Origin of the sequence: uncultured Campylobacter sp. (assembly GCF_938045405.1) — a bacterium.
GTDB lineage: Bacteria > Campylobacterota > Campylobacteria > Campylobacterales > Campylobacteraceae > Campylobacter_B.
Map to the genome: position 1 here is coordinate 1 of NZ_CALIMW010000069.1, position 23,288 is coordinate 23,288.

Here is a 23,288-nt window from a genome sequence, read left to right on the forward strand (position 1 = left end):
TGATCTAAATCCAAAACAAACTAAATTGATTTCAAGGGATGAAATAATTATACTTTTAAACAATGCTTTGCAAACATATGGATATGATGGTGTATGGGAGCAAATCCCAAACTACACCATGGAGCTCCAAGACCTAACCGATCGTAAAATCTAAAATTATTAAAATTTCTTGAGGAAGAGAGAGTGGCTTTTGAAAATACAATCATCACCAAAGAGGATGATGAGAAGTATGGATTGAGTAAAATTTACTACAAATATAATCCGAAACGCGAAGTTTTTATCAATAAACAAGATTGGGTGATAAACAAGGAACTTGATTGTTGGCTATGGGATATTTTTTATTTCCCCGATCCTGAATATGAACATGGAACTCTTGTTAAAGCTATTTGGATTTTATATTATAAAGGTGAAATTATTGAAGTTGTCCTTGATTATGACATCAATAGGGCGCTAAGACCTAAGCAATTTTATAGAATTTGGCAGCTACTTGATCTAAATCCAAAACAAACTAAATTGATTTCAAGGGATGAAATAATTATACTTCTAGATAATGCTTTGCAAACATATGGATATGATGGCATATGGGAGCAAATTCCAAACTACACTATGGAACTACAAGATTTAACCGATCGCAGCGTAAAATAGGGCTTTAAATTTAACTCTATTCCAATCACGTACCAAATCAAATTTCATAGAATTCTAAAATTTCGCAGAATTCTGAAATTCTAAAATTACAAAGTCCTGTAATTTCAAAATTCCCGCCCTAAAATTTCTTGTAAATAAAATTTATCAAAATCATCGACGCGAGCGCCTCTATGAGCGAGGCGATGATCATCGCGAAGTATATCTCTTGCGAGATCGCGGCGGTGGAGTAAAAAAGCGTCGCCGTGGCGATGACGAGGGTTAACGGCATAGATAGCGATAGCGCGAAAAGCACCGCGCCTTTGCGCCCCAGGGTGCTTAAAAACGTAGCGCTCGCAAGCAGTCTGATGCCAAACATCAGCGCCGCTAGGCTTACGGCAAAGCTCATCACTCCGGGCATAAGGAGCGCTTCTAGCTTGATCACGGCTCCGGTGTGTATGAAAAATATCGGCACCAAAAAGCCAAAGCCGAACGACGATAACTTCTCGATGAGGTCGTCCTTGTGAGAGAAAAAGGTCGGCAGAAAGGTGCCTGCGATGAAGGCGCCGATGACGACCTCAAGCCCCAAAAGCATCACTCCCGCGCAGATGAGGCAAAACAGCGCCATCGCAAATCGCACGTCCTTTTCGTTTTTGTCGTATTTGGGCATGATGACCGTTTTTAGCGCGGGGAACCACCAAAATAGAATTTCAAGCCCTTTAAAAACCGCCAAGGCTGCCGCCGAAAAGCCCAAAAGCGCGCCGATGTGAAGCGCCATCTCCACGCCGAAGCCGTTTTTAAGGTAGATGCCGCCCACCGTGAGGGCGGCGATGCTGATGAGCTCGCCGATTACGCCCGCGGGCATCGCGAGATTGAGCCACGCTTGATCCTTGCCGTATTCCTTATACAGCGCCGAAAGCAGCCCGACGCTCATCAGAGGCGCGGCGATGATAAGCATCTGCGGCAGCTCAAACACCCAAACCGCAAGCGCGCTTAGGATATAAAGCAGCGCCAAAAAGATTAGGATCAGCCGCAGAATTTTACGCGGCATCGCAAGCAGCGCGCGGAAATCCACCTCGCAGCCCGCCAAAAACATAAGGTAGCAAAAGCCGATTTGCGCGGCTAGATCGAAGGTCGCGCTTGGCGGCAAAAGCCCTAAATTTGCGGCTATAATGCCAAGCATGATCTCCATAGGCGAGAGCGGAATTCTAGCTAAGCTAGCTAAAAAGGGCGAAGCAAAGATCAAAAAAGATAGCGCGATTAGGACGTAAATTTCATTCATAGTTTTATCTCGCGTTCGCGCCATTTTAAGGCTTTTTCAGGCGCGGCACAGACGTGAAATACGCGGAGCTTCCCGCCTTGTGCCACGACGTAGGCAAACTCGAAAAGACGCTTTTTGCGCCCGCAAATCTCGCCAGGATTTAGCACGAGCGCGCCGTTTTTATCCACCGCCGCGGCGAAATAGTGGGTGTGGCCGTAAATTTTGATAGTTGAAATTTTATCTTCGCCGCGCACACACGGACCCCGATTTTTACTTTTGCCGCCTGCGTTAGGGCCCGAAGTTGCGGTCAAATTTGAGCCCAAGCTCAGCGCGGCTAAATTCACGCACGAGTTTGGTGTGGATAAATTCGCGCTTAAGCTCGGCGCCGTTAAATTTACTGCGCGATCCGCACCCGAGCTTGCTTTAGAATTCATATCTGGGCTCATATCAGCGGCTAAATTTGCGCTTGCATTTGAGTTTAAATTTGCATTCGGGCTCGAAGCGAGGTCTGCATTCAAATCTAAGTCTAAATTTACGTTTGAGTTCACGCCTGCATTCAAGCTCAAGTTCACATTTAAACTTGCGGACTGCCCGCTTTTTAAATTTGCGCTATGTGCGTTTTTGAAATTTTCGTCTGCACGGCGCGTGCCATTTAAAATTTTATCAACATTCGCAGCATTAAAATTTGAGTTTAAATTTGCCGAGCAAGCCGCCATTTTAGAATTTGCGATTAAAATTTCTTCGCGATCCGCTCCGCAGCCTGAGCCTAAATTTACGCCGCAGCTTGCTTCGTCGCTAAAGCCCGAATTTTTGGCTAGGTCCGCACCGAAATCCTTGCGAAAATTTGCCGCCCGATCCGCACCCGCGCCTAAATCCGCGTTTAAATTTAATCCGTCTGCTTCATTTTGCGCTGCGGGCTCTTCGTCAAAGAGATAAAACGGATGGTGCATTATTTTTAGTCGTAGTCCCGTAAACTCCGTGCAAAAGGGCTCATCGTGCAGGTTAAACTCATTTTTTAGCTCCGCAAGCGCTTCGTCGTTGTTGCCAAGAACTGCAAAGTAGGGCTTGCCGCTTTGTCGCAAAAGCCGCAGCGTCTCGCTTTCGACGATGCCCTCTGCGTGCACGAGCAGGTCGGCGCCTCGCGCGAGCAGCCACTCTATGGCGCTGGCAGCGACCTTTGTTTCGCGATGAGAGTCCGAGATGACGCCTATTATCAATCGATCTCTTCTTTAAGCTTGCACTGCGGACACTCGGCGAAATTACCTTTTTTCAGCTCTTTGCGGAGCATGTATGAGTTGCCGCACTGCGGGCACGCGCGCGCAATCGGCGCGTAGTTGCTCACAAAGCCGCATTTTGGGTAGTTCGTGCAGCCGTAGAATTTGCCGCGTCTGGAGAAGCGCTCTACGATCTCGCCCGTGCCGCAGCTCGGGCACTTGATGCCCGTGGAGAGCAGCGGCTTTTTCTCCTTTGCCGCGCCCTCGATTTTTCGCGAGTATTTGCACTTCGGATAGCCCTCACAAGCGATAAACTCGCCGTATCTGCCCTTGCGCTTGATCAAATTTTTACCGCACTGCGGGCATTTCTCATCTAACACTTCGGGCGCCGCCTTCTCCTCGCTCGCCCCCTCGGCGCTAGCGTCCGCGTTTCGCGAGTATTTGCATTTCGGATAGTTCGAGCAAGCGATGAACTCGCCGAACCTGCCCTGCCTCTTAAGTAGCTCGCCACCGCAGTTCGGGCAGGTTTCGCCGATCTTTTCGGCTAGCTTTTGGCTTGCGATCGAGGTTTTTCCTTTGGCGATCTCGTCCATAAAAGGGTAGTAAAAATCTGCCAAAATTTGCTGCCAGTCCGCTTTGTTTTCGGCGATATCGTCGAGCTTCTCTTCCATTTTGGAGGTAAACTCGCTATCGACGATGTTTTTAAAATTTTGCTCCAGCATCTCGGTGATCTTAAAGGCGATCTCGCTCGGCACCAGGTGCTTTTGCTCGATATTTACGTAGTTGCGCGCAGTAAGCAGCGAGATGGTAGGCGCATAGGTCGAGGGCCTGCCGATGCCGAGGCTTTCGAGCTTTTTGATGAGGCTTGCTTCCGAATAGCGCGCCGGCGGCTCGGTGAAGTGCTGCTGCGAGCTTAGGCTTTGCAGGCTCATCGCGTCGCCCGCGCTAAGGCTCGGTAAAATTTTATCCTTATCCAGATCGCCGTAAGCTTTGTAAAATCCGTCAAATTCCACCTTGCGCCCGCTGATCTTAAACGCGCCCTCTTCGCCGCGCACGATGATCGTTTGGATTTGCGAGACGCTAGGGCTCATCTGCGAGGCTACGAAGCGGTTGTAGATGAGCGCGTAAAGGCGGTATTCGTCGCGAGGCAGGATTTTTTGCGCGAGCTCGGGGGTAAGCTTTAGATCGGTAGGCCTTATCGCTTCGTGCGCTTCCTGCGCGCCTTTACTTTTGGTGGCGTATAAATTCGGGCTTTTCGGCAGATACTTTTCGCCGAAGCGCTCGCCGATTAGCTCGCGAGCCGCCGCGATCGCTTCTTTAGCGATATTTAGCGAGTCGGTTCGCATATAGGTGATCGCGCCGCCGTTTTTGGTATTGACGCCTTCGTAAAGGCTTTGCGCGAGGCTCATCGTCTTGCGCGGATTAAAGCCCAGAGCCGTGCTCGCCGCCTGCTGTAGCGTCGAGGTCATAAACGGCGGGTATGGGTTTGTCTTGCGCGATTTGCTCTCGATACTCTCTACGCTAAATCTGTCTTTTTGCAGCTCAGAGACGATCTCGCTAGCCTGCGCCGCGTTTTTAACCGAAAGCTTTTCCATCTTTTTGCCGCGAAACTCCACGAGCTCGGCTTCTAAGTCCTTTTTAAAAACCGCATCGATGCTGTGAAATTCTACCGGCTTAAAATTTAAAATTTCACGCTCGCGATCGACGACGATCTTAAGCGCGGCGCTTTGGACGCGACCCGCGCTTAAGCCGCGCTGGATCTTTAAATTTAAAAGCGGACTTAGCTTGTAGCCCACGATGCGATCGAGCAGGCGGCGCGCTTGTTGGGCGTTTACGCTCGCGATATTTAGCTTGCGCGGCGAGCTTAGCGCGTTTGAGATCGCGCTTTTGGTGATCTCGTGAAATACGATGCGCGGCAGCTCCTGCGCTTGCTTGCCGATCGAAGCTGCGATATGATAGGCGATCGCCTCGCCCTCGCGGTCCTCGTCCGTCGCGAGGTAAATTTGATCCGCCTTTTTGGCGAGCGTCTTTATCTGCTTTACGATCTGATCGTGATCGGCGCTGATTTCGTATTCGGGCTCGAAGCTTTTATCTTTGATTTTAATGCCGAATTTTTTCTGCGGCAGATCGCGGATATGGCCTTTAGACGCGATTACGTCGTAATCGGCGCCTAAGAATTTTTTAATCGTTTTGGCTTTTGCGGGGGATTCTACGATGATTAAATTTTTCATTGTTTAATCCTTTAGAATTCTAGGCAGCGTGATGCCCTTTTGGCTTTGGTATTTGCCCTTTTTGTCGCAGTAGCTCACCTCGCACGGCTCATCTCCTTGCAGAAACAAAACCTGCGCGATGCCTTCGTTCGCGTAAATTTTTGCAGGCAGCGGCGTGGTGTTGGAAATTTCAATCGTGATATGTCCCTCAAAACCGGGCTCAAAGGGCGTTACGTTTACGATGATGCCGCAGCGCGCGTAGGTGCTTTTGCCCAGACAGATCGCAAGCACGTCGCGCGGCATTTTGAAGTATTCGATGGTGCGCGCTAACGCGAAGGAATTCGGCGGCACGATGCAGACGTCGCCCTCAAAATCCACGACGTTTTTTGCGTCGAAATTTTTAGGATCGACGACCGTTCCGCCGACGTTTGTAAAAATTTTAAATTCTCGCGCTACGCGTATGTCGTATCCGTAGCTGGAAAGTCCGTAGCTAACGACGCCGCGGCCGATATTTTCCTCGCAAAAGGGCGCTATCATATCGTGCTGCTGCGACATCTGTCTGATCCATTTATCGCTTTTCAGTCCCATAAAATTTCCTTAAAATAATCAAAATTTTTCGCGCATTATAGCAGCAAAATAAAATATAATAAAAATTTTATGCTAGAATTTTGCTTAAATTATAAAAATTTTATCACTTTTTAAGGAGCAACTATGGGACTACTCAAGAAATTTGCGTTTATTACGTTTTTTATCGCGTCATCTTTGGCTGCTGCGAAGCCAAATATTTATATTTTAGCTACCGGCGGTACGATCGCGGGAAGCAGCGCAAGTGCCACGGAGGGCAACTATACCGCAGGCTCTAAGGGCGTAGGAGATATCTTAGCGGCAGTACCGCAGCTGGGGGATTTAGCTACGATTAAAAGTGAGCAAATTTCAAATATCGGCTCGCAGGAGATGAATGATGAAATTTGGCTCAAGCTTGCAAACCGCGTAAGCGAACTGCTTACTAAAAACGATGTCGATGGCGTCGTCATCGTGCACGGAACCGATACGATGGAGGAGACGGCATATTTTTTAAGCCTGGTAGTAAAATCTAAAAAACCGATCGTTTTGGTGGGCGCGATGCGAAACGCAGACTCGATGAGTGCTGATGGACCGCTTAATCTATACAACGCCGTTGCCGTCGCGGCAGATAAAAACGCTCGTGAAAAGGGTGCTCTTGTAGTGATGAACGACGAGATTCACGCCGCGCGCGAGGTTACGAAAACAAATACTACTAACGTTGCGGCTTTTGCCTCGCCGAATTCCGGCAAAATCGGCACCGTAAATTATGGCGTCGTAAATTTCTATATGGCGCCGCTTCGCAAACACACCGTCGCAAGCGAATTTAATATCAAGGACATCAAGGCCTTGCCGCGCGTCGATATCATCTATGGACACGCGCAAGATAGCGGCGATTTGGTCGATGCAGCGGTGCAAAAGGGCGCTAAGGGCATTATCGTAGCGGGCGTAGGCAATGGAAATTTATATCCGGATTTGCAGGCTGCGCTTGCAAAAGCTAGCGAAGCGGGCGTGATCGTCGTGCGCTCAAGCCGCACGGGCAGCGGCTCAACTAGCGTTAGCTCGGAGGTGGACGACGCAAAACTTGGCTTTCTAACCGCAGACAATCTAAATCCGCAAAAGGCGCGCGTACTATTGATGCTGGCTCTTAGCAAAACGAGCGATAAAGCGAAAATTCAGAGCTTTTTTGCGACACATTAACGCAGAAACCCCACGCTGATAGAATTTCGGCGCGAGGTTTTAAAATAAATTTCGGTATAAAATTTTAAAGAAAAGCAAGGCGCGGAATTTTCGCGCTCTGAGCCTGGCGTAGAATTTCGGTCGTAAAATTAAGCGTTAAATTTTTAAAGGATTTAAAATCATCCTGCGCCCTTACGGCAAAATTTCGTGTCTCGCTTGCGAAGTTCGAGCTTAAAATGAACGAGGCAAATTGCAGCCTATAAATCCTTAAAATCAGTCCGCAAATTCTGTCGTAAATTTCGCTTTGCACTTCTTAAAAGTCCCGCAAAAATCCATTTAAAGAAACAATTATAAAAATTTAGCTAAAATTTCGCAAATTTTTTCAGGAGAAATTTATGACAAAAGCAGAAATCAAAGAGTTAATGGACTTTTTCGGAGAAAAGCAAGGCATTAACGAGCTAAAAATTAAAGATAAAGATTTTGAGATCGAGATAAAAAAATATGGCCCATGCGGTGGGAGTACGCCTCAGCTCGCCGCACCGGCACCCGCTCCGCAGCTTGCTGCGCCTGCGGTAAATGTGCTCGTGGGCGATAAGCCCGCCTCAAAAGGCGCGATGGATACGATCGACAGCCCGATGGTAGGTACTTTTTATAAAGCGCCAAGTCCCGGTGCGGCAGAGTTCGTAAGCGTAGGCCAGGTCGTGCATAAGGGCGATACGATCGGCATCATCGAAGCGATGAAGATTATGAACGAGATCGAAGCGGAATTCGACTGCCGCATCAAAAAAGCTCTCGTCGAAGACGGACAGCCGGTCGAATACGCTATGGCGCTGTTTGAGGTCGAGAAGCTATGAGGGAGCTTAAAAAAATTCTAATCGCAAATCGCGGCGAGATAGCGCTCAGAGCGCTTCGCACGATCCAAGAGATGGGCAAGCAAGCCATCGTCGTGCACTCCACCGCCGATCAGGACGCGCTTTACGTCAAATACGCCGACGCGTCGGTCTGCATAGGCGGACCGCGCAGCAGCGATAGCTACCTAAATATCCCCGCGATCATCACGGCGTGCGAGCTAACCGAAGCCGACGCGATATTTCCGGGATACGGCTTTTTGAGCGAAAGTCAAAATTTCGTCGAAATTTGCGCTAAGCACGGCATTAAATTTATCGGTCCAAGCGTCGAGGCGATGACTTTAATGAGCGATAAGAGCAAGGCTAAGCAAGTGATGATGCGCGCGGGCATCCCCGTAGTGCCGGGCAGTGACGGCGCGATCGCAAGCGTCGAAGAGGCGCGCAAACTAGCCGCTGAAATCGGCTATCCCGTCATCATCAAAGCCGCAGCCGGCGGCGGCGGACGCGGAATGCGCGTGGTCGAGCGTGAAGAGGATATCGAAAAGCTCTTTTGGTCGGCAGAGAGCGAAGCGATGAGCGCGTTCGGCGACGGTACGATGTATATGGAAAAATATATCACAAACCCCCGCCACATCGAGGTTCAAGTATTAGGCGACGAGCACGGACACGTCGTGCATATCGGCGAGCGCGACTGCTCGATGCAGCGCCGCCACCAAAAGCTGATCGAAGAAAGCCCAGCCGTGATCTTGGACGAGCCGACGCGAAAGAGCCTGCACGAAACGGCGGTTCGCGCCGCTAAGGCGATCGGATACGCAAGCGCGGGAACGTTTGAGTTTTTGTACGACAGCAAGGATAAGAAATTCTATTTCATCGAGATGAATACCCGCCTGCAGGTCGAACACACCGTAAGCGAGATGCGAAGCGGGCTCGATCTGATCGAGTGGATGATCCGTATCGCACAGGGCGAGAAGCTGCTGCCTCAAAGCGAGATAAAATTTAGCGGACATGCGCTTGAGTGCCGTATCACCGCCGAGGACTCCAAAAGCTTTATGCCAAACCCGGGCAAAATCACAAAATACGTCGCTCCGGGCGGCAGAAATGTGCGTATGGATAGCCACGTTTATGAGGGCTACTCGGTGCCGCCTTACTACGACAGCATGATCGGCAAGCTCATCGTTTACGACAAGGACCGCGCGCGCGCGATCGCGAAGATGAAAGTCGCGCTAGATGAGCTCATCATCGGCGGCATAAAATCGACGCGCGATTTTCATCTTAGGATGATGAACAACCCCGATTTCGTGGATAATAACTACGACACAAATTACCTAGCCAAGCATTAAATTTAAAATTCCAAGGGATGAAATTCTCTTGGAATTTTAAAATTTATTTGAAATTCTGCATTCAAGATTCTGCTTTAAATTTTTCATTTACAAAACTACTTGAAATTTTGTTTTAAAATTTTATTGCGCCGCGCTTAAAATTTTACTGCTAAATCTAAGTGATAAGGCGCGAGATACGCCATTGTTGCCGCTTATATGTTTTAACAGCGAGATTGACGGCGGGGTTGGTTTAAATTTTACGTTCTGCGGCGGTTGAAATTTAGAATACGAGTCTTGCTACCGCAAATATTTGTTTTCGTCTGACCGATCTAGTTAAAATTTAATGCCATGCATGCGCTCTATCATCTATTTCGGCGACCGGCTGCCGATGAGCGAGTAGCGGTATAAATTTACCGCACGAGCCGCCAATGCCCGTTCGGCGTAAACTTGACCGCGCTTGCCGTTGCGAGTATGAAAAAGAGTATCGAGCTGCAAATTTTAAACTATCTCGTCGCACGCGCTTAAGAAATGGTGTTCTGCTTTACGAACAGAACATTTCAGATTCTCAAATTGTCAAAATTTCAAACCCCGAATTCCTCGTAAAATTTATTCAGATAATCGGCGTAGTAGAAGTTTTGATTTCTAGCGTCAAATTTGCCCGCCAGTTCCAAAGCCGTTTTGTAGTCGCCCTCATCGCCGAACGCGCTAACTGCGATAAAAAATCGCAGGTCGTTCAGATCGTCGTTGCTATCGAGTATGGCGTGCGAGTGTTTGCGAGCTAAGCTTAGCGCCGTCTCGCGCTCATCCAGCCTAACGGCGATCTCGATTAGCGGCGCGATCTGATTTATGACGCGAGGATTTGACTCGATCGTCGCCGCAGCCTTGGGTAGCAGGGTTTTCGCCTCCCAGGTCCTACCTAGCGCTATCATGCTAAAAAGTATCGGCGCGTAGGTTATGTGCGGCACCTCGGAGCAGCTTAGCTCGCCTGATAGTATCGGCGCGGCAAGCTCTAGCGCGGCCTCATGCTCGCTGACAAAGCACAGATACGCGATCTCATCGCTTGCTTCGCATGCCTCGCAGTCGGCCATATCGTCTTTGGCGAGCTTTTTCCACAGCTCGTAGTTTGCCTTCGCCTCTCTAGTATCGCCCATGTCGATGTTTTGATTCATCAAGGCCTTGTAGTAGGCAGCCAGCGAGAGCTCCATGCGCTCGTAGTAAAACAGCATCGCTTCGTTTGCCTCGTCTATGAGCTCCTTTTCTATCATGGAGCTTTTGGCGACGCCCGAGACGATCCATTTAAATTTCCATAGGCAGCTCTCAAAGTCGTCGAAATTCGGGTATTCGCTTTCTTTTAAATTTTGCGCGATGTAGTCCGTGAGCCATAAGAGCGCTCTGGTTCTTAAAAACGCGCCGAATTTTTCAAATTCGTCGTTTAAAACAAAGTCGCAAATTTGCGCGGCAAATTCGAAATTTCCCGCTTCTACGGCGTCTCTTATCGCGTCAAATAGACACTCCTCCTTATCTATCACGCTTTTAAGCTCATTTAGCTTTTCATAAAGCCCCTCTAGCGAGCCCTGTTCCATCCTTGCTCCTCATTAAATTTTGCGGTAATTATATCCGTTTAGTCTGAAGTTAAGTAGGCTCGTCGAGATTTTAAAGCCTAAAAGGCAAAATGAAATTTAAACGCTATTTTAAAACAGCTCTGCTCGCGTGCCGTTTTAGCGCCATATTTGCCGCCGCGATAGGCAAATTTCAGCTTCGTTATATAAATTTGATATTAAAATGCCGTATTCATAAATTTTTTAAAAAAGGGGAATTTATGGAGATAAACATACAGCGCTTTAAAAGCGAGTTCGAGCAGATAAGCCGCTTTGGGGCTTTGGCGGGCGGCGGGCTTACGCGGCTTGCGTTTTCGCGCGAGGATAAAGAGGCGCGCGACTTCCTCATATCGCTACTTCAAAAAGAAAATTTCAAGATCAAAATCGACGATGCGGGCAATATTTTCGCTAAATTTGAAGGCGTTAAAAATCACGATCTACCGTCCGTCAGCGCGGGCTCGCATATCGATAGCGTGCCGCAGGGCGGCTTTTACGACGGTACGCTAGGCGTCATGGCCGCTTTGGAGGCGATCCGCACGGTGCGAGATAGCGGAGAGAGGCTTGCGCGCCCGCTGGAGCTCATCGTCTTTGTTTGCGAGGAATCAAGCCGCTTTAAAATGGCGACCGTAGGCAGCAAGATAATCAGCGGCAAGCTCTCGCGGCAGCGGCTAGGCGAGCTAAAGGATAAAGACGGAATTTCGCTATTTGGCGCCATGCAAGATTTTGGGTTAAATCCCGCAAATTTAAAAAGCTGCGTCCTACCCAAATCCAGCTTTCATAGCTACATCGAGCTTCATATCGAGCAGGGACCGGTATTGCAGCGACGCGGCATCCCAGTAGGCATCGTCACGGGTATCGCCGCGCCCGTGCGATACGAGCTGCGGATCGAGGGCAGAGCCGATCACAGCGGCGCTACGCCGATGGATATGCGCTGCGACGCCCTAGCTTGCGCTAGCGAGATCATTTTAAGCGCGGAGAGGATCGCAAAGGAGGGTAAAACCACGGTTGCGACGACGGGCTATGCAAACGCGCTTCCCGGCGTGCTAAACGTGATCCCGGGCTCCTGCACGCTAGGTCTTGACATACGCGATATAGATGGGGATGCGCTCAGGGCAGCGGACGATCGAATTTGCGCCGCGATAGATGAAATTTGCGCTCGCAGAGGGTGCAGATTTGAACTAAAAAATCTCATCAAAGATCGCCCCGTAAAGCTAAGCGAGGAGATGATAGATCTGCTTGAGAGCTGCGCCGGCGAGCTTAAAATTCCAAGCCTGAGGCTTCCTAGCGGTGCGGGACACGACGCGATGAATATGACGGAGCTTGCGGATCGCGTTGGGATGCTTTTCGTACCGTGCAAGGACGGTATCAGCCACAACGTAAATGAAAGCATAAACTGGCACGACGCGTTTGCCGCTACGAAGGTTCTAGCCGCGGCGATGTTAAGCTTAGCCAAAAAATAAAGGAGAAAAAATGGATGCTATCGCACAAAAAGTAGAGGCGCTCAAGGGCGAGATGATCGGGGATCGCAGGTTTTTTCACTCGCATCCCGAGACGGGCTGGTTTACCTTTTTTACGACCGCCGTTATCGCAGATCGTATGCAGCGCTTGGGCTATGAGATAAAGCTCGGTCGCGAAGTGGTGAAAGCTGAAGCCAGGCAGGGCGTAGGTAGTAAGGACGCCTGCGAGAAGGCGAAGCAGCGCGCCGAGGGGCTGCTAAACGCGGATCAGATAAAATTTCTTGATGCGATGGAGGATGGGCTAACGGGTCTCGTGGCCGAAATAGACACGGGGCGTGCGGGCAAGACGGTCGCTTTTAGATTTGACATAGACGGCGTGGATGTGACCGAGAGCACGGACGCGGATCACCGCCCTTTTAAGGAGGGCTTTCGCTCCGACATTAGCGGCATCACGCACGCGTGCGGGCACGACGGGCATATCACGATGGGGCTTGCTTTAGCAAAGCTGATCGCGCAGAGCCTAGACGATTTTAGCGGTAAATTTAGATTTATCTTTCAAACCGCCGAGGAGGGCACCAGAGGCGCCGTAGGCATGGAAGCTGCGGGCGTTACCAAGGGCGTGGATTATCTGCTTGGCGGTCATATCGGCTTTCAGGCAAACACGATGAGAGGCATCGTCTGCGGCACCAAAAAGCTACTTGCGACCACTAAATTTGACGTAAATTTAAAGGGTAAGTCCGCTCACGCCGCGGGCGCGCCGCAAAACGGAGCCAACGCTCTGCTTGCCGCAGCCGAGATGGCGCTTGATATGCACGGCATCACTAGACACGCAGACGGCGTCACGCGTATCAACGTCGGCGTGCTGCGCGCGGGTGAAGGACGCAACGTCATCGCGCCTAACGGCTATCTCGCGTGCGAGACGCGCGGCGAGAGCACGGAGCTGAATGAGTTTATGAAGGCCAAGTGCATGGACATAGTGGAGGGCGTTTCTAAAATTTACGGCGTTAGCTACGACGTGCAGGTTACGGGCGGCACCGCGGGCGGCGATAGCGACGAGGCTACCACGCAGCTTTACGAGGATGCGGCGAAGGCATCGCCGTTTATCGATAACGACAAGATCGTAAGAGAGCTAAGCTTCGGCGCATGCGAGGACTTCGCACATTTTATGCGCTCGGTGCAAGATGCGGGCGGCAAGAGCGGATATTTGATGATCGGCACGACGCTTGCGGCGGGTCATCACAACGCCAAATTCGACTTTGACGAGGACTCACTGCTTGCTGGAGTGGACGTGTATCTGCGCTGCGCGTATAAGCTAAACGGCAAAGCTTAAGGAAGGCGGCATGAAAAGAGCACTACTTCTAAGCGCTTCCAGTTATAAAGACAGCGGCTATCTGAACCACTGCAAGGGGTGGATCAGGGAATTTTTAGGCAGGTTATGGGAGGATGAAATTTTATTCATTCCGTTTGCGGGCGTTAGGCGCACAAACGAACAATACGAGCAGAAGGTCGCGGACTGCTTGGAGAGTAACAATATCAGATCGATTCACCGATTCGCCGATATGAAAGCCGCCGTTAAAAATGCCAAATCGATCTGCATCGGCGGCGGTAATACCTTCGTGCTGCTAAATGAGCTTTATAAATTTGATCTCTTAGGCGCGATCAAAGACGCCGTGGACGGCGGTACGCCGTATTTCGGCTGGTCTGCTGGCGCAAACGTCGCGGGTAAGACGATGATGACCACCAACGACATGCCGATCGTCTTCCCGCCTTCGCCGGTGGCTCTTGGGATCTTTCCGTATCAGATCAATCCGCACTTCATAAGCGGTAAAATTTCAAACCACAACGGCGAGAGCAGGGAGGAGCGGCTGGAGGAGTTTTTGATCGTCAATCAAAACGACAGCGTCTATGCTATGCCCGAGGGCAGCGCGTTTTTGATAAACGGAAACGAGTGCGAGGTGATGGGGCATGCGGACGTGCTGAAATTCAGGTATAAAAAAGAGATCTCGCGCATCGCCGTGGGAAGTAAATTTAAAATTTAAAAGGAGTTATCGTGCAGACGTTTAGGCTATTTTTGGCGCTTGCGGGTATCGTCGCAGTCGTCGCTTTGCTAATCATGAAAAAGGATACTAAAACCGTGCTTATCGGCGTGGGTTTGGTGCTGTGCGTGCTTTGTCTAAAGCCGCTGGACGGGCTGGGCGCCTTTACCTCGTATATGACCAAGGCGGGGCTTATTAAGGCGATCTGCGCCAGCATGGGTTTTGCCTTCGTGATGAAATTTACCGGCTGCGACCGCGCGCTCGTAAATTTACTAACCAGACCTCTTGGAAATATCGGATTTTTATTGATCCCTATCGTCGTGGCGCTTACGTATTTCATAAATATTGCGATCCCCTCCGCTGCGGGCTGCTCGGCTGCGGTCGGCGCTACGCTGATCCCCGTGATGATGGCTGCGGGCGTTAAACCAGAGATGGCGGGAGCTGTGGTATTTGCGGGAACTTTCGGTAGCGTTTTAAGCCCGGGCTCGGCGCACAACGTATTTGTCGCCGATATGGTAAAGGCGCACAACCCATCCTACACGGTTCAAGACGTCATCGGGGTGCAGTTTTCTAGCGCGATTACCGCTTTGATCGTGGTTTTGATCGTAATGAGTATAACGGCGATAGTTTGCAAAGACTACACCAAGGGGGTGAATTATCTCGCACAAAAAGAGGGCGGCGCAAATTCCGTTGCGTCAAATTCAGCCGACGGTTCAAATTTAGACGCGCAACCTCAAAAGATAAACGTCTTATACGCGCTTATGCCGCTAGTGCCGCTAGTGATCTTAGTAATCGGCGGCACGAGCCTAAATCAGGTCTCTTTCCTAAAATGGACGAAGATGGGCGTCGCCGAGGCGATGCTACTGGGCGCTATCGTCACCATCGTCATTACTCTGAGCAACCCTCAAAAGATCACGAAAGAATTTTTCAAAGGTATGGGTAGCGCGTATGCCGATATCATGGGTATCATCATCGCAGCGGGCGTCTTCGTCGCGGGACTTAGCGCGTGCGGAGCGATCGATTTCGTAATCGAGTGGTTAAAGGGCGAACAGGGCTACGTAAAATTCGGCGGCACCTTCGTTCCGTTTTTTATGGGCGTCGTGACGGGCTCGGGAGATGCGGCGGCGATGGCGTTTAACACCGCGGTGACCGTGCACGCCGACGCGCTGGGTTTTGAGCAAGATAAGCTCGGTATGGCGGTTGCGATAAGCGGCGCGCTAGGCAGGAGCGCATCGCCGATTGCAGGCGCTTGCATCGTTTGCGCGGGACTTGCGATGGTAAGCCCTATTCAGATCGCTAAAAGAACGGCTCTAGGGATGTTTCTATCCGTCTGCGTCATCGCATTTTTCATTCTGTAAAAGGAGCTTAATATGGATATCGTGCAGAGGTTTTTGAGCTACACCAAGATCAACACCACCACAAATAGAGCTGCGGGCGCTGCGGGCATAATGCCCTCAAACCCCAAGGAGCTTGAGCTTGCAGAGCTCATAAAAAGCGAGCTCGAAGCTCTGGGCATAAAAAATATAAGCCTTAGCGAGAGGTCGATTTTGATCGCTAAAATTCCCTCAAATTTAGACACGCCCGCTGCGAGCATAGCGTTTTTCGCCCATCTTGATACCAGCGCCGAGCAGAGCGGCGACACCAAAGCGCAGATCGTAAGATACGAAGGCGGCGATATCTGCCTGAATAAAGAGCTTGGGATCTATCTTAAAGAGAGCGAAAATGAGGAGCTGCAAGATTATAAAGGAGATGAGATCATCGTAACGGACGGCACCAGCTTGCTAGGTGCCGACGATAAGGCGGCGATCGCAGCGATCGTAAATGCACTGGAATTTTTCGTCCAAAATCCGCAGATCAAGCACGGCGAGATAATCGCTTGCTTCGTGCCGGACGAGGAGCAGGGCTTGCTAGGCGCAAAGGCGCTAGATGTAAGCGAGATAGGCGCGGATTTTGGCTACTGCCTTGATTGCTGCGGTATCGGCGAGTTTATCTACGAGAACTGGAACGCGGGCGATTGCGTCGTTACCTTCAAAGGCCAATCTGCTCATCCGATGAACGCTAAGGGCAAGCTCGTAAATTCCTTGCTTTTGGCGCATAAGTTTATCTCGCTGCTGCCCGCGGGCGAGGCGCCCGAATACACCGAGGGCAAGGAGGGCTATTTTTGGGTCAAGGAGCTTAGCGGCAACAGCGCAAAGACCGTCCTAAAGATCGACGTGAGGGAATTTGACGAGAAAAGATACGAGCAGCGTATGGAATTTTTGCAAAAGACGGCGGACGGGCTTCGCGCGATCTGGGGCGATCGGATCGAAATTTCGCTAAACGACCGCTATAAAAACGTCTATAACTTTTTGAAAAACGACGATGCGCCCGCGATACGCTTTGCGAAGCAGGCCTTTAAAAGCCTAAACATCGAGCCCAAGATCAAGCCTATGCGAGGCGGCTACGACGGCGCCGTCATCTCCGCAAAGGGGCTGCCGTGCCCGAACCTCTTTACCGGCGGGCATAATTTCCACTCGATCTACGAATACCTGCCCGTAGGCTCTTTAAAAGCGGCGAGCGAGGTGGTTAAGCGGATTATAACGTTAGCGGCAAAAGAGGCGCGAGCTTAGCTAGGGCGCTTTCTACTCCGCGCGCAGATTTGATTTTAATTTAGCTCGTTCATTCCGCCGCGAAATTTTACCCTGCAGGACGTAATTTTTGGCCCCGTGGCGACGGATGATACCGGCTACGACTACGATGTTGCTTTTAAGCGCTATCATTCAAGCGAGGAGATGGTGGAATTTCTGCTTGCGCTTTATGATAGCGACGCGTGCGTGGGTGCGGTGGATCGAAACAACTTCGAGTTTAGCTTACAAGCTGCGCGATTTGACTACGCGGGCAGATGGTAATTTTTACGCTTTTAGCGCGTCGCGATGAAACGGCAACTTCTAGACTGCGTATAGTCTTATAAAATTTAAGCTGATTTGATGTACATTTCGCGCCGAACGTGGCTTTGAAATTTAACGCGTGAGCTATGGATTTGACTTGCGATGCGAGCTCAAGCGCGCAATTTTCGGGCTCGACTTGCAAACTAGACGAAATTTTTGGCACGGTAAAAGTAAAATTTAACCGCACAATGCGTTAAAATTTAAAGAAATTCAGGGAATGAAAATAAGAAATCCGCCCTTGTACTAGGTACTATAGGGGTCGTGGGTAAGGAGCTGGTGCGCGGGCTTTGTGATGGCTCGGGTTATGATGAGGTAGAGGCATGGGCGCACCGCCAGACGGACTTTTACCGTTTTAAGTTTTGCATGCGGATCATTGATTTTGATGGCATTTAGGATATCGCACCTTATAAATTTTTGATGAAATTTTTTGCGCGCTAGGTATGATGATGAAGAGATGGATTCGCATGAGGCGTTTTGCTCATGGATGTAGACTACATCTATGCGGCGGCAAAGTGGGGCAAGCAGTCAGTGGGCGCGCGGCGCTTCGCACTCGCATCATCTTCGAGTGCGAAAGAGAGCTCGCTAAGCTTTTATCTGCGCGCCAAAGAGCAGGTTGAGCGATGCGCGAGCGAGCTTGGTTTTGAGGACTTCCAGATCGCTCATCTGCCGCTAATCCTCGGTGAGAAACCTGATGCTCGCCTGCTAGAGCGGCTTGCGGCAGCGGTTTTTAAACTGCTGCCCGCCTGCGTGTTCGGCAAATTTAGACCGCTTAGCGGCGCAAGTATCGCCCGCGGCGTACAAATTTGCGAGCCGCGGGAATTTCTATAAATCGCGAGTAAAATTTTAGTGCGAGAGCAGGATTAAATTTAAAACTAAAGTTTTAGGCAGTGTGGATAAAATTTTATAAATTGATCTGCTTAAATTAAATTTTAAATTTAATAGAATTTTATAGTAAAATTTCTCGCTTGAAATTTTAAGCGTGGAATCTTGCGTACTGCGTTGTTGCAAAATTTTTGTTATAAAACCCTATGCTAAAATTTTAGGACTAAATTTGCGGTGTATTTAGTTTAGCCGCGAATAAAGCCTCCTAGGGCTTCAAGCTCGCATGCGGTTATGGCAACTTCAAACCCCGAAACAATCGTAAGTTTTGCAAGTTTTATAAATCCGCGATATTAAATCCTAAAAATTATGAGCTACTTAGGAGGCGAAAATGGTCTATTTTTTCGCTTCTTTCTGCGCGGTCGGCGGGTCAAGCTGCATGATCTTATCGCCTAGGCGCTGAAAATTTGCAAGGCTTTTTAAGTGAAAATACGCTAGCTCCAGATATCCGCGGCGCGCAAAATCCGCAAGTTTTTTATCGCTTAGTTTCAAAAGCTTTTCGCGATTTACGACCGAAAAGCCGTTTAGCAGAGACGATTCCTTGCCGCTAGAGTTGATGCCAAGCTCCTTGGCTTCTAAAATCCCCGCCTTTTGAAATTCCGCCGCCGCAACACGCGTGCGCATATCCAAATCGGCGTAATTTTTCATTACCTCTTTTAAATTTTCCAAAAACGGCGTCGGCTTGCCGTCTTTAAAAAGCGCCTCGCCATCGCCTTTGATCTGCTGTGCGTCCTCATCGAAGCAGATCGCAGTCTGCTCGCCGATCTGGGCTAAGAAAAACGGATAATTCTGCACCGAAGAAGGCACCGTTCCTTTATAATCCTTATCGATTAGAACGTTTTTGGTGCGCCCTAGCAGCGCCACCATTTTGGGCTCTTTTTCGATGGTAAATACGATAACGAGGTTGTCTGCGCAAAACGGGATCTCCGGTGCGATCACCGGCACGAAAGGCGCGGTAGGGAATGCATCCGCGTGATACTGCAAATCCGCGTGTTTAACGCTATCTAATACGACTGGGGTCATGTTGATCCTTTAAAAAATTTTAGCAATTATATAAAAAAGAATATTAAAATTCTAAAGATTTTTGAAATTTCGGCTGTTTTTGCTTGCGTAAATTTATAGATTTGGAATTTTAAATTTGATAGAATCACCGTTAAATTTAAGGAGCGAAAGTGGGCTTGGATGAGCTTTTGGCGCTTGCAATAGATGCCGCAAAAAAGGCAAACGCCGCGATAATGCAAAATTACGACAAATTCGACATTTTCATCAAAGCGGACAGATCGCCGCTTACGAATGCGGATCTCGCGGCAAATGATGTAATAATGAGCACCCTGGAGCCTAGCGGCATCGCGATCTGCTCGGAAGAATGCGTGCTGGATAGCAAGCAGCGCATGAGCGAGGAGAGATTTTGGCTGGTAGATCCGCTGGACGGCACGAAGGAGTTCATCGCGCGCAACGGCGAGTTTTGCGTCTGCATCGCGCTTATCGAGCATGGGCGTCCGATTTTAGCGGTAATCGGCGTGCCTGTAAGCGGCGACGTATATAGCTCAAACGGCGGTGGAGCTTATAAAAACGGCGCGCTGCTCGCTCGCCCAAATAGCGCGCCGCAAATTTTCATGCAAGGGCACCATAGCAGATCTGCAAAATACGTGCAATTCGCGCAAAAATTTAAAATGCAGCTCGTGCGCAAAGGCTCTGCGATAAAATTTTGCATCTTAGCTGAGGGGGGCGCCAGCGCGTATGCGAGATTTAGCGATTGTTCGCTTTGGGACATCGCCGCTGGGGATTTTTTGCTGCATCAAAGCGGCGGAGTGGTGGTAGATCTAAAGACGATGGAGGCGCCTCTTTATAACGGAAAAAGCCTGATAAATAACCATTATTTAGCGGTCGGCGCGAATGCGATGAAAAATTTATCTGAAATGTTAGAATTCGCAAAGAACTTTTAAGTTAAATTTATAGTAAACGCTCTATAATATAAGTCCAAAAATTTTTTATCAAAGGATAAAAACATGAAGGGTTTTACTATGATCGAATTAATTTTCGTGATCGTGATTTTAGGTGTTTTGGCGGCAATTGCCATTCCAAGACTAGCAGCTACACGCGATGATGCAGAGGTCGTTAGAGCATCTCAAAACATCGTTACATCTTTAAGCGATATAATAGGCTACTATACTTCACAAGGTCAGTATAGTTCAGATATTCCTAGCATGACAAATGTAGCAATTCCTATTAAAGCCAAAGGCTCCGTTTGTGCTACTTATAAATATAACAATGCATCGCAAATTACCTTAAAAAAAGGATACAATGGTTTGTGCGCTACAGTTTGGGATTCGGCAAATCTAAAAACTATAAGCAACCTTTATAGTTCAGATGCATTAGTAATTGTTCAGTAGCTTCTTTGGTGCAGGGACTATCTCTGCGCCTTTTTATTTATAAATCCAAGCAAAATTCCAATAACCCAAACAGCTCCGAAAAATATAAAAATTATACTCCAAAATTGCGCCAGATCCACGCTTTTGCTTGCCGGAAACAGATACCAACCTCCACTATAAAGTGCCGTTAGTTTGGCTTGCAGTCCGTCTAGCGTTGTATTGGTCGGCACCGCCGGTACATCGAATGCGCAGCTGTTAAACGGCTTAAAAATCGGCACCGCGCTTAGATCGAAATTTAAAAATTTCACCGCTCCGCCGCAGCCGCTTATCCCTCCCATTTCGCTGTCTTCGCGCAGTACGACGCGGATTTTGGCTAAATTTAACGACGAGGCAAATCCTAGCGCCGCGCCGTAAAACCATACCGCATATCCGCAAACCGCGCCGTAAACGCTCTTGCCGCAAATAGCTAAAATCACCGCTCCTAGTGCTATGGCGCAAAGTGCGAATCTCACGTGAATGCTAAAGCTTTCCGGATAGATAAAAAGGAATTTTTGCAAGAAAAAATATGAAAATGCTAGCCAAAAAAGCGCCCAAATAGCGCAAAAGGCGAGAAATCTTTTAGAGTATCTGTTTTGAAATTTTAAAATCATAAAAATCCTTTCCGTGCATAATTTTATAATAAATTGCAGATATTTTTGCTAAAATCCCAGCTTTTATAGCAAAAATTTCAAGCAAAGGGTAAAATTTTGAAGGGTTTTTTACGCAAATTAGAAAGAGCTTTTGATGCGTTCGCAAATATTTTAGGCGTATTGAGTATCGTATTTTTGGCGCTTTTAGTTATAGTCGTTTTTTACAATGTTGTGGCGCGTTATCTTTTTCCTGCCGCAAATTCCGTCGCTATGCAAGAACTTACGTGGTGGCTATATTCGGCGATGTTTTTATTCGGTGTGACCTATGCGCTTAAAGAAAATGCCCACGTTCGCGTGGATATTTTTTACGAAAAATTTAGTCCCACTGCAAAAGCGCTCATAAATATCTTAGGCACGATATTTTTCATTTTGCCTTTCGTGGCGCTCGTGGCGTTTTTTTCGATCGATTATGTGAGCGAGGCTTATACGAGCCATGAGGCCAGTGCTAATCCCGGTGGTATGCAGCATCTTTGGATCATCAAGTCCGCAATCACGCTTAGCTATGCGTTTTTATTTATCTACGCATTTGGATTTTTGATTAAAAATATTAACGCCCTGCTTGATGTTAGGGAAAACAAAGGCTCGGAATTTCTTAGTGGGAATTCTTCGGGCGCACAGAGTGTGTGAGGGCAGAATGAGCTTAAATTTAAAATTCTATAAATTTTACGCTTTTCGCGCTTGGGCGGAATTTTGCCATGGCAAGATAAAAGGTGGCGAGCTATGATAGGCATAGTGATGTTTGCGGCAGCGCTTTTTATGCTGTTACTCGGTTTTCCCGTTGCGTTTACGTTCGGCGCCGTGGCTGTGATTTTTGGCTTTATCTACGGACTTAGTGAGGCGTGGGATTACGCGCAGGGCTTTGAAATTTTAACCGAAGCTTTCGAGGATATGAGCAGGCAGTTTTTCTCACTGATGCCTAATAGAATTTACTCGATTATGGAAAATCAGCTGCTAATTTCGGTGCCGCTTTTTATTTTGATGGGTATGATTTTGCAAAAGACTCGCCTTGCGGAGCGTTTATTAGAGTCGATGGCATTTTTATTCGGCGGCGTACGAGGCGGCGTGGCGATCAGCACCGTTTTGGTGGGCGCATTACTTGCGGCTACGACGGGCATCGTGGGCGCGACTGTCATCGCTATGGGCGTCATCAGTCTACCCGTGATGATGAAATACGGCTACGATAAGCCGCTGGCTACCGGCACTATCGCTGCTGCGGGCACGCTTGGGCAGATTATTCCGCCTTCGATCGTGCTGATTATTTTAGGCGATATACTTTCGGTTTCTGTGGGTGATCTTTTCTCTGCAGCAGTTATTCCTGGGCTCGTGCTAGTGGGTTTTTACGTGATTTATATTGCGATTATTTCATATATTTGCAAAGATTATGCGCCGCCTGTTCCGCCGATAGAGGGGCTTAGCAAATCAAAGCAAATTTTTATCGCGCTTAAAAACGTCGTGCCGGTGCTCGTGCTGATTTTGCTCGTCTTGGGATCTATTTTTGCGGGCATCGCTACGCCTACGGAGAGCTCGTCGGTAGGCTGCTTGGGTGCGATAGCGCTAGCTGTTTTATACCGCACGTTTTCGTTTAGACTGATCTATGACGCACTAAAAAATACCGCTAAAATTTCGGGCATGGTTTTTATGATTTTGATGGGCGCCACGGCATTTTCGATGATTTTTTCTTACACGGGCGGAGATGAGGTCGTAAAAAATTTTATGGAGAATCTGCCCGGTCAAGCATGGGGATTTATCGCGCTTACGATGGTAGTTATCATAGTGCTTGGATTTTTTCTAGATTATGTCGAAATTTCATATATCATTTTACCGATACTTTTGCCGATAGTAGAGTCTTTACATATCAATCCCGTGTGGTTTGCGATCTTAATCGCTGTAAATTTACAAACGTCGTTTATGACGCCGCCGTTTGGATTTTCGATATTTTTCTTAAAGGGCGTGACGCCGCCGCAAATCCACACCACGGATATTTACAAGGGCGTGCTACCTTTTATTTTATTGCAAATTCTAGTGCTATTAACGCTCGCAATCTTTCCGGGGGTTTTTGGTTTAAAAGCTTTTTTAGGCTAGAAATATTAAAATTCACGCTAAATTTAACCTAGGAG

Annotated in this window: 23 protein-coding genes; 15 read left to right on the forward strand and 8 right to left on the reverse strand. The window is 48.6% G+C overall.

The genetic code is table 11. The annotated features are described in order from the left end of the window. The first annotated feature begins 183 nt into the window (after positions 1-183). Positions 184-645, forward strand: a complete 462-nt coding sequence (locus Q0140_RS02290; protein WP_297961343.1) for a hypothetical protein — start codon at positions 184-186, stop codon at positions 643-645. Between the two features lie 118 nt (positions 646-763). Here the strand turns inward: Q0140_RS02290 and Q0140_RS02295 are convergent, their stop codons facing one another. Genes Q0140_RS02295 through dcd form a run of 4 tightly spaced genes read right to left on the reverse strand, consistent with a single transcriptional unit; the run spans position 764 to position 5,894 of the window. After that, positions 764-1,927 (reverse strand): cation:proton antiporter, encoded by a 1,164-nt coding sequence (locus Q0140_RS02295; RefSeq protein ID WP_297961346.1) that lies wholly within the window; start codon positions 1,925-1,927, stop codon positions 764-766. Next, the gene (locus tag Q0140_RS02300; RefSeq protein WP_297961349.1) at positions 1,900-3,099 is read right to left on the reverse strand and encodes a metallophosphoesterase family protein; all 1,200 of its coding nucleotides are present in this window, start codon (positions 3,097-3,099) and stop codon (positions 1,900-1,902) included. The genes Q0140_RS02295 and Q0140_RS02300 overlap by 28 nt, the downstream gene beginning before the upstream one ends. Continuing rightward, a complete protein-coding gene (gene topA, locus Q0140_RS02305; RefSeq protein ID WP_297961352.1) occupies positions 3,096-5,327 on the reverse strand; it encodes a type I DNA topoisomerase in 2,232 nt (743 codons plus the stop codon). Before topA ends, Q0140_RS02300 begins: the two co-directional genes overlap by 4 nt. Positions 5,328-5,330: 3 nt before the next feature. Next, positions 5,331-5,894, reverse strand: a complete 564-nt coding sequence (gene dcd / locus Q0140_RS02310) for a dCTP deaminase (protein ID WP_005871523.1) — start codon at positions 5,892-5,894, stop codon at positions 5,331-5,333. A gap of 174 nt (positions 5,895-6,068) precedes the next feature. On the opposite strand from dcd, the gene Q0140_RS02315 reads away from it, so the two are divergent. From Q0140_RS02315 to Q0140_RS02325, 3 genes are all read left to right on the forward strand, one after another. Beyond that, positions 6,069-7,067: a type II asparaginase gene (locus tag Q0140_RS02315; RefSeq protein ID WP_297961443.1), complete on the forward strand. Its 999-nt coding sequence runs from the start codon at positions 6,069-6,071 to the stop codon at positions 7,065-7,067. Between the two features lie 374 nt (positions 7,068-7,441). Next, positions 7,442-7,900 (forward strand): acetyl-CoA carboxylase biotin carboxyl carrier protein, encoded by a 459-nt coding sequence (gene accB, locus Q0140_RS02320; RefSeq protein WP_291938704.1) that lies wholly within the window; start codon positions 7,442-7,444, stop codon positions 7,898-7,900. Continuing rightward, on the forward strand, positions 7,897-9,234 hold the full coding sequence (locus tag Q0140_RS02325) for an acetyl-CoA carboxylase biotin carboxylase subunit (RefSeq protein WP_291938702.1): 1,338 nt from the start codon (positions 7,897-7,899) through the stop codon (positions 9,232-9,234). The genes accB and Q0140_RS02325 overlap by 4 nt, the downstream gene beginning before the upstream one ends. Before the next feature lie 560 nt (positions 9,235-9,794). On the opposite strand, the gene Q0140_RS02330 is transcribed toward Q0140_RS02325, so the two are convergent. Next, positions 9,795-10,796 (reverse strand): hypothetical protein, encoded by a 1,002-nt coding sequence (locus Q0140_RS02330; RefSeq protein ID WP_297961355.1) that lies wholly within the window; start codon positions 10,794-10,796, stop codon positions 9,795-9,797. A 236-nt stretch (positions 10,797-11,032) separates the two neighbouring features. Here Q0140_RS02330 and Q0140_RS02335 point away from each other — a divergent pair, with 236 nt between their 5' ends. The 7 genes from Q0140_RS02335 to Q0140_RS02365 all read left to right on the forward strand — a co-directional run bounded on the left by Q0140_RS02335 (position 11,033) and on the right by Q0140_RS02365 (position 18,059). Further along, positions 11,033-12,271, forward strand: a complete 1,239-nt coding sequence (locus Q0140_RS02335; protein ID WP_297961358.1) for a M20 family metallo-hydrolase — start codon at positions 11,033-11,035, stop codon at positions 12,269-12,271. Positions 12,272-12,281: 10 nt separating this feature from the next. Beyond that, positions 12,282-13,598 (forward strand): amidohydrolase, encoded by a 1,317-nt coding sequence (locus Q0140_RS02340; protein ID WP_297961361.1) that lies wholly within the window; start codon positions 12,282-12,284, stop codon positions 13,596-13,598. A gap of 10 nt (positions 13,599-13,608) precedes the next feature. After that, a complete protein-coding gene (gene pepE / locus Q0140_RS02345) occupies positions 13,609-14,307 on the forward strand; it encodes a dipeptidase PepE (protein ID WP_297961364.1) in 699 nt (232 codons plus the stop codon). An 11-nt stretch (positions 14,308-14,318) separates the two neighbouring features. Beyond that, entirely contained in the window at positions 14,319-15,662 is a 1,344-nt protein-coding gene (dcuC, locus tag Q0140_RS02350) for a C4-dicarboxylate transporter DcuC (RefSeq protein WP_297961367.1), read from the forward strand. Between the two features lie 12 nt (positions 15,663-15,674). Continuing rightward, positions 15,675-16,913: a peptidase T gene (pepT, locus tag Q0140_RS02355; protein ID WP_297961370.1), complete on the forward strand. Its 1,239-nt coding sequence runs from the start codon at positions 15,675-15,677 to the stop codon at positions 16,911-16,913. 96 nt (positions 16,914-17,009) lie between these two features. After that, on the forward strand, positions 17,010-17,192 hold the full coding sequence (locus Q0140_RS02360) for a hypothetical protein (RefSeq protein WP_297961373.1): 183 nt from the start codon (positions 17,010-17,012) through the stop codon (positions 17,190-17,192). A gap of 519 nt (positions 17,193-17,711) precedes the next feature. After that, positions 17,712-18,059, forward strand: coding sequence for a hypothetical protein (locus tag Q0140_RS02365; RefSeq protein ID WP_297961376.1), 348 nt, complete (start codon positions 17,712-17,714; stop codon positions 18,057-18,059). 15 nt (positions 18,060-18,074) lie between these two features. On the opposite strand, the gene Q0140_RS02370 is transcribed toward Q0140_RS02365, so the two are convergent. After that, a complete protein-coding gene (locus Q0140_RS02370) occupies positions 18,075-18,239 on the reverse strand; it encodes a hypothetical protein (RefSeq protein WP_297961379.1) in 165 nt (54 codons plus the stop codon). A 207-nt stretch (positions 18,240-18,446) separates the two neighbouring features. Then, positions 18,447-19,133, reverse strand: a complete 687-nt coding sequence (locus tag Q0140_RS02375) for a SapC family protein (protein WP_297961382.1) — start codon at positions 19,131-19,133, stop codon at positions 18,447-18,449. A gap of 149 nt (positions 19,134-19,282) precedes the next feature. Here Q0140_RS02375 and Q0140_RS02380 point away from each other — a divergent pair, with 149 nt between their 5' ends. Then, complete coding sequence (locus Q0140_RS02380; protein WP_297961385.1) at positions 19,283-20,056, forward strand: 3'(2'),5'-bisphosphate nucleotidase CysQ; 774 nt, start codon at positions 19,283-19,285, stop codon at positions 20,054-20,056. Positions 20,057-20,119: 63 nt separating this feature from the next. Continuing rightward, on the forward strand, positions 20,120-20,503 hold the full coding sequence (locus Q0140_RS02385) for a prepilin-type N-terminal cleavage/methylation domain-containing protein (RefSeq protein ID WP_297961388.1): 384 nt from the start codon (positions 20,120-20,122) through the stop codon (positions 20,501-20,503). A 17-nt stretch (positions 20,504-20,520) separates the two neighbouring features. On the opposite strand, the gene Q0140_RS02390 is transcribed toward Q0140_RS02385, so the two are convergent. After that, positions 20,521-21,132 (reverse strand): disulfide bond formation protein B, encoded by a 612-nt coding sequence (locus Q0140_RS02390; RefSeq protein WP_297961391.1) that lies wholly within the window; start codon positions 21,130-21,132, stop codon positions 20,521-20,523. Between the two features lie 96 nt (positions 21,133-21,228). On the opposite strand from Q0140_RS02390, the gene Q0140_RS02395 reads away from it, so the two are divergent. Then, positions 21,229-21,798: a TRAP transporter small permease subunit gene (locus tag Q0140_RS02395; RefSeq protein ID WP_297961394.1), complete on the forward strand. Its 570-nt coding sequence runs from the start codon at positions 21,229-21,231 to the stop codon at positions 21,796-21,798. Positions 21,799-21,891: 93 nt separating this feature from the next. Further along, positions 21,892-23,253 carry a TRAP transporter large permease subunit gene (locus tag Q0140_RS02400; RefSeq protein WP_297961397.1) on the forward strand — a complete coding sequence of 454 codons (1,362 nt, stop codon included), beginning with the start codon at positions 21,892-21,894 and terminating at the stop codon, positions 23,251-23,253. Positions 23,254-23,288 lie beyond the last annotated feature (35 nt).

Coding starts and splice junctions, on each gene's coding strand:
- accB (WP_291938704.1), top strand. CDS start 7,442: ATGACAAAAGCAGAAATCAAAGAGTTAATGGACTTTTTCGGAGAAAAG.
- Q0140_RS02365 (WP_297961376.1), top strand. CDS start 17,712: ATGGATGTAGACTACATCTATGCGGCGGCAAAGTGGGGCAAGCAGTCA.
- Q0140_RS02400 (WP_297961397.1), top strand. CDS start 21,892: ATGATAGGCATAGTGATGTTTGCGGCAGCGCTTTTTATGCTGTTACTC.
- Q0140_RS02385 (WP_297961388.1), top strand. CDS start 20,120: ATGAAGGGTTTTACTATGATCGAATTAATTTTCGTGATCGTGATTTTA.
- Q0140_RS02325 (WP_291938702.1), top strand. CDS start 7,897: ATGAGGGAGCTTAAAAAAATTCTAATCGCAAATCGCGGCGAGATAGCG.
- topA (WP_297961352.1), bottom strand. CDS start 5,327: ATGAAAAATTTAATCATCGTAGAATCCCCCGCAAAAGCCAAAACGATT.
- pepE (WP_297961364.1), top strand. CDS start 13,609: ATGAAAAGAGCACTACTTCTAAGCGCTTCCAGTTATAAAGACAGCGGC.
- dcd (WP_005871523.1), bottom strand. CDS start 5,894: ATGGGACTGAAAAGCGATAAATGGATCAGACAGATGTCGCAGCAGCAC.
- Q0140_RS02330 (WP_297961355.1), bottom strand. CDS start 10,796: ATGGAACAGGGCTCGCTAGAGGGGCTTTATGAAAAGCTAAATGAGCTT.
- Q0140_RS02390 (WP_297961391.1), bottom strand. CDS start 21,132: ATGATTTTAAAATTTCAAAACAGATACTCTAAAAGATTTCTCGCCTTT.
- Q0140_RS02340 (WP_297961361.1), top strand. CDS start 12,282: ATGGATGCTATCGCACAAAAAGTAGAGGCGCTCAAGGGCGAGATGATC.
- Q0140_RS02375 (WP_297961382.1), bottom strand. CDS start 19,133: ATGACCCCAGTCGTATTAGATAGCGTTAAACACGCGGATTTGCAGTAT.
- Q0140_RS02335 (WP_297961358.1), top strand. CDS start 11,033: ATGGAGATAAACATACAGCGCTTTAAAAGCGAGTTCGAGCAGATAAGC.
- pepT (WP_297961370.1), top strand. CDS start 15,675: ATGGATATCGTGCAGAGGTTTTTGAGCTACACCAAGATCAACACCACC.
- Q0140_RS02295 (WP_297961346.1), bottom strand. CDS start 1,927: ATGGCGCGAACGCGAGATAAAACTATGAATGAAATTTACGTCCTAATC.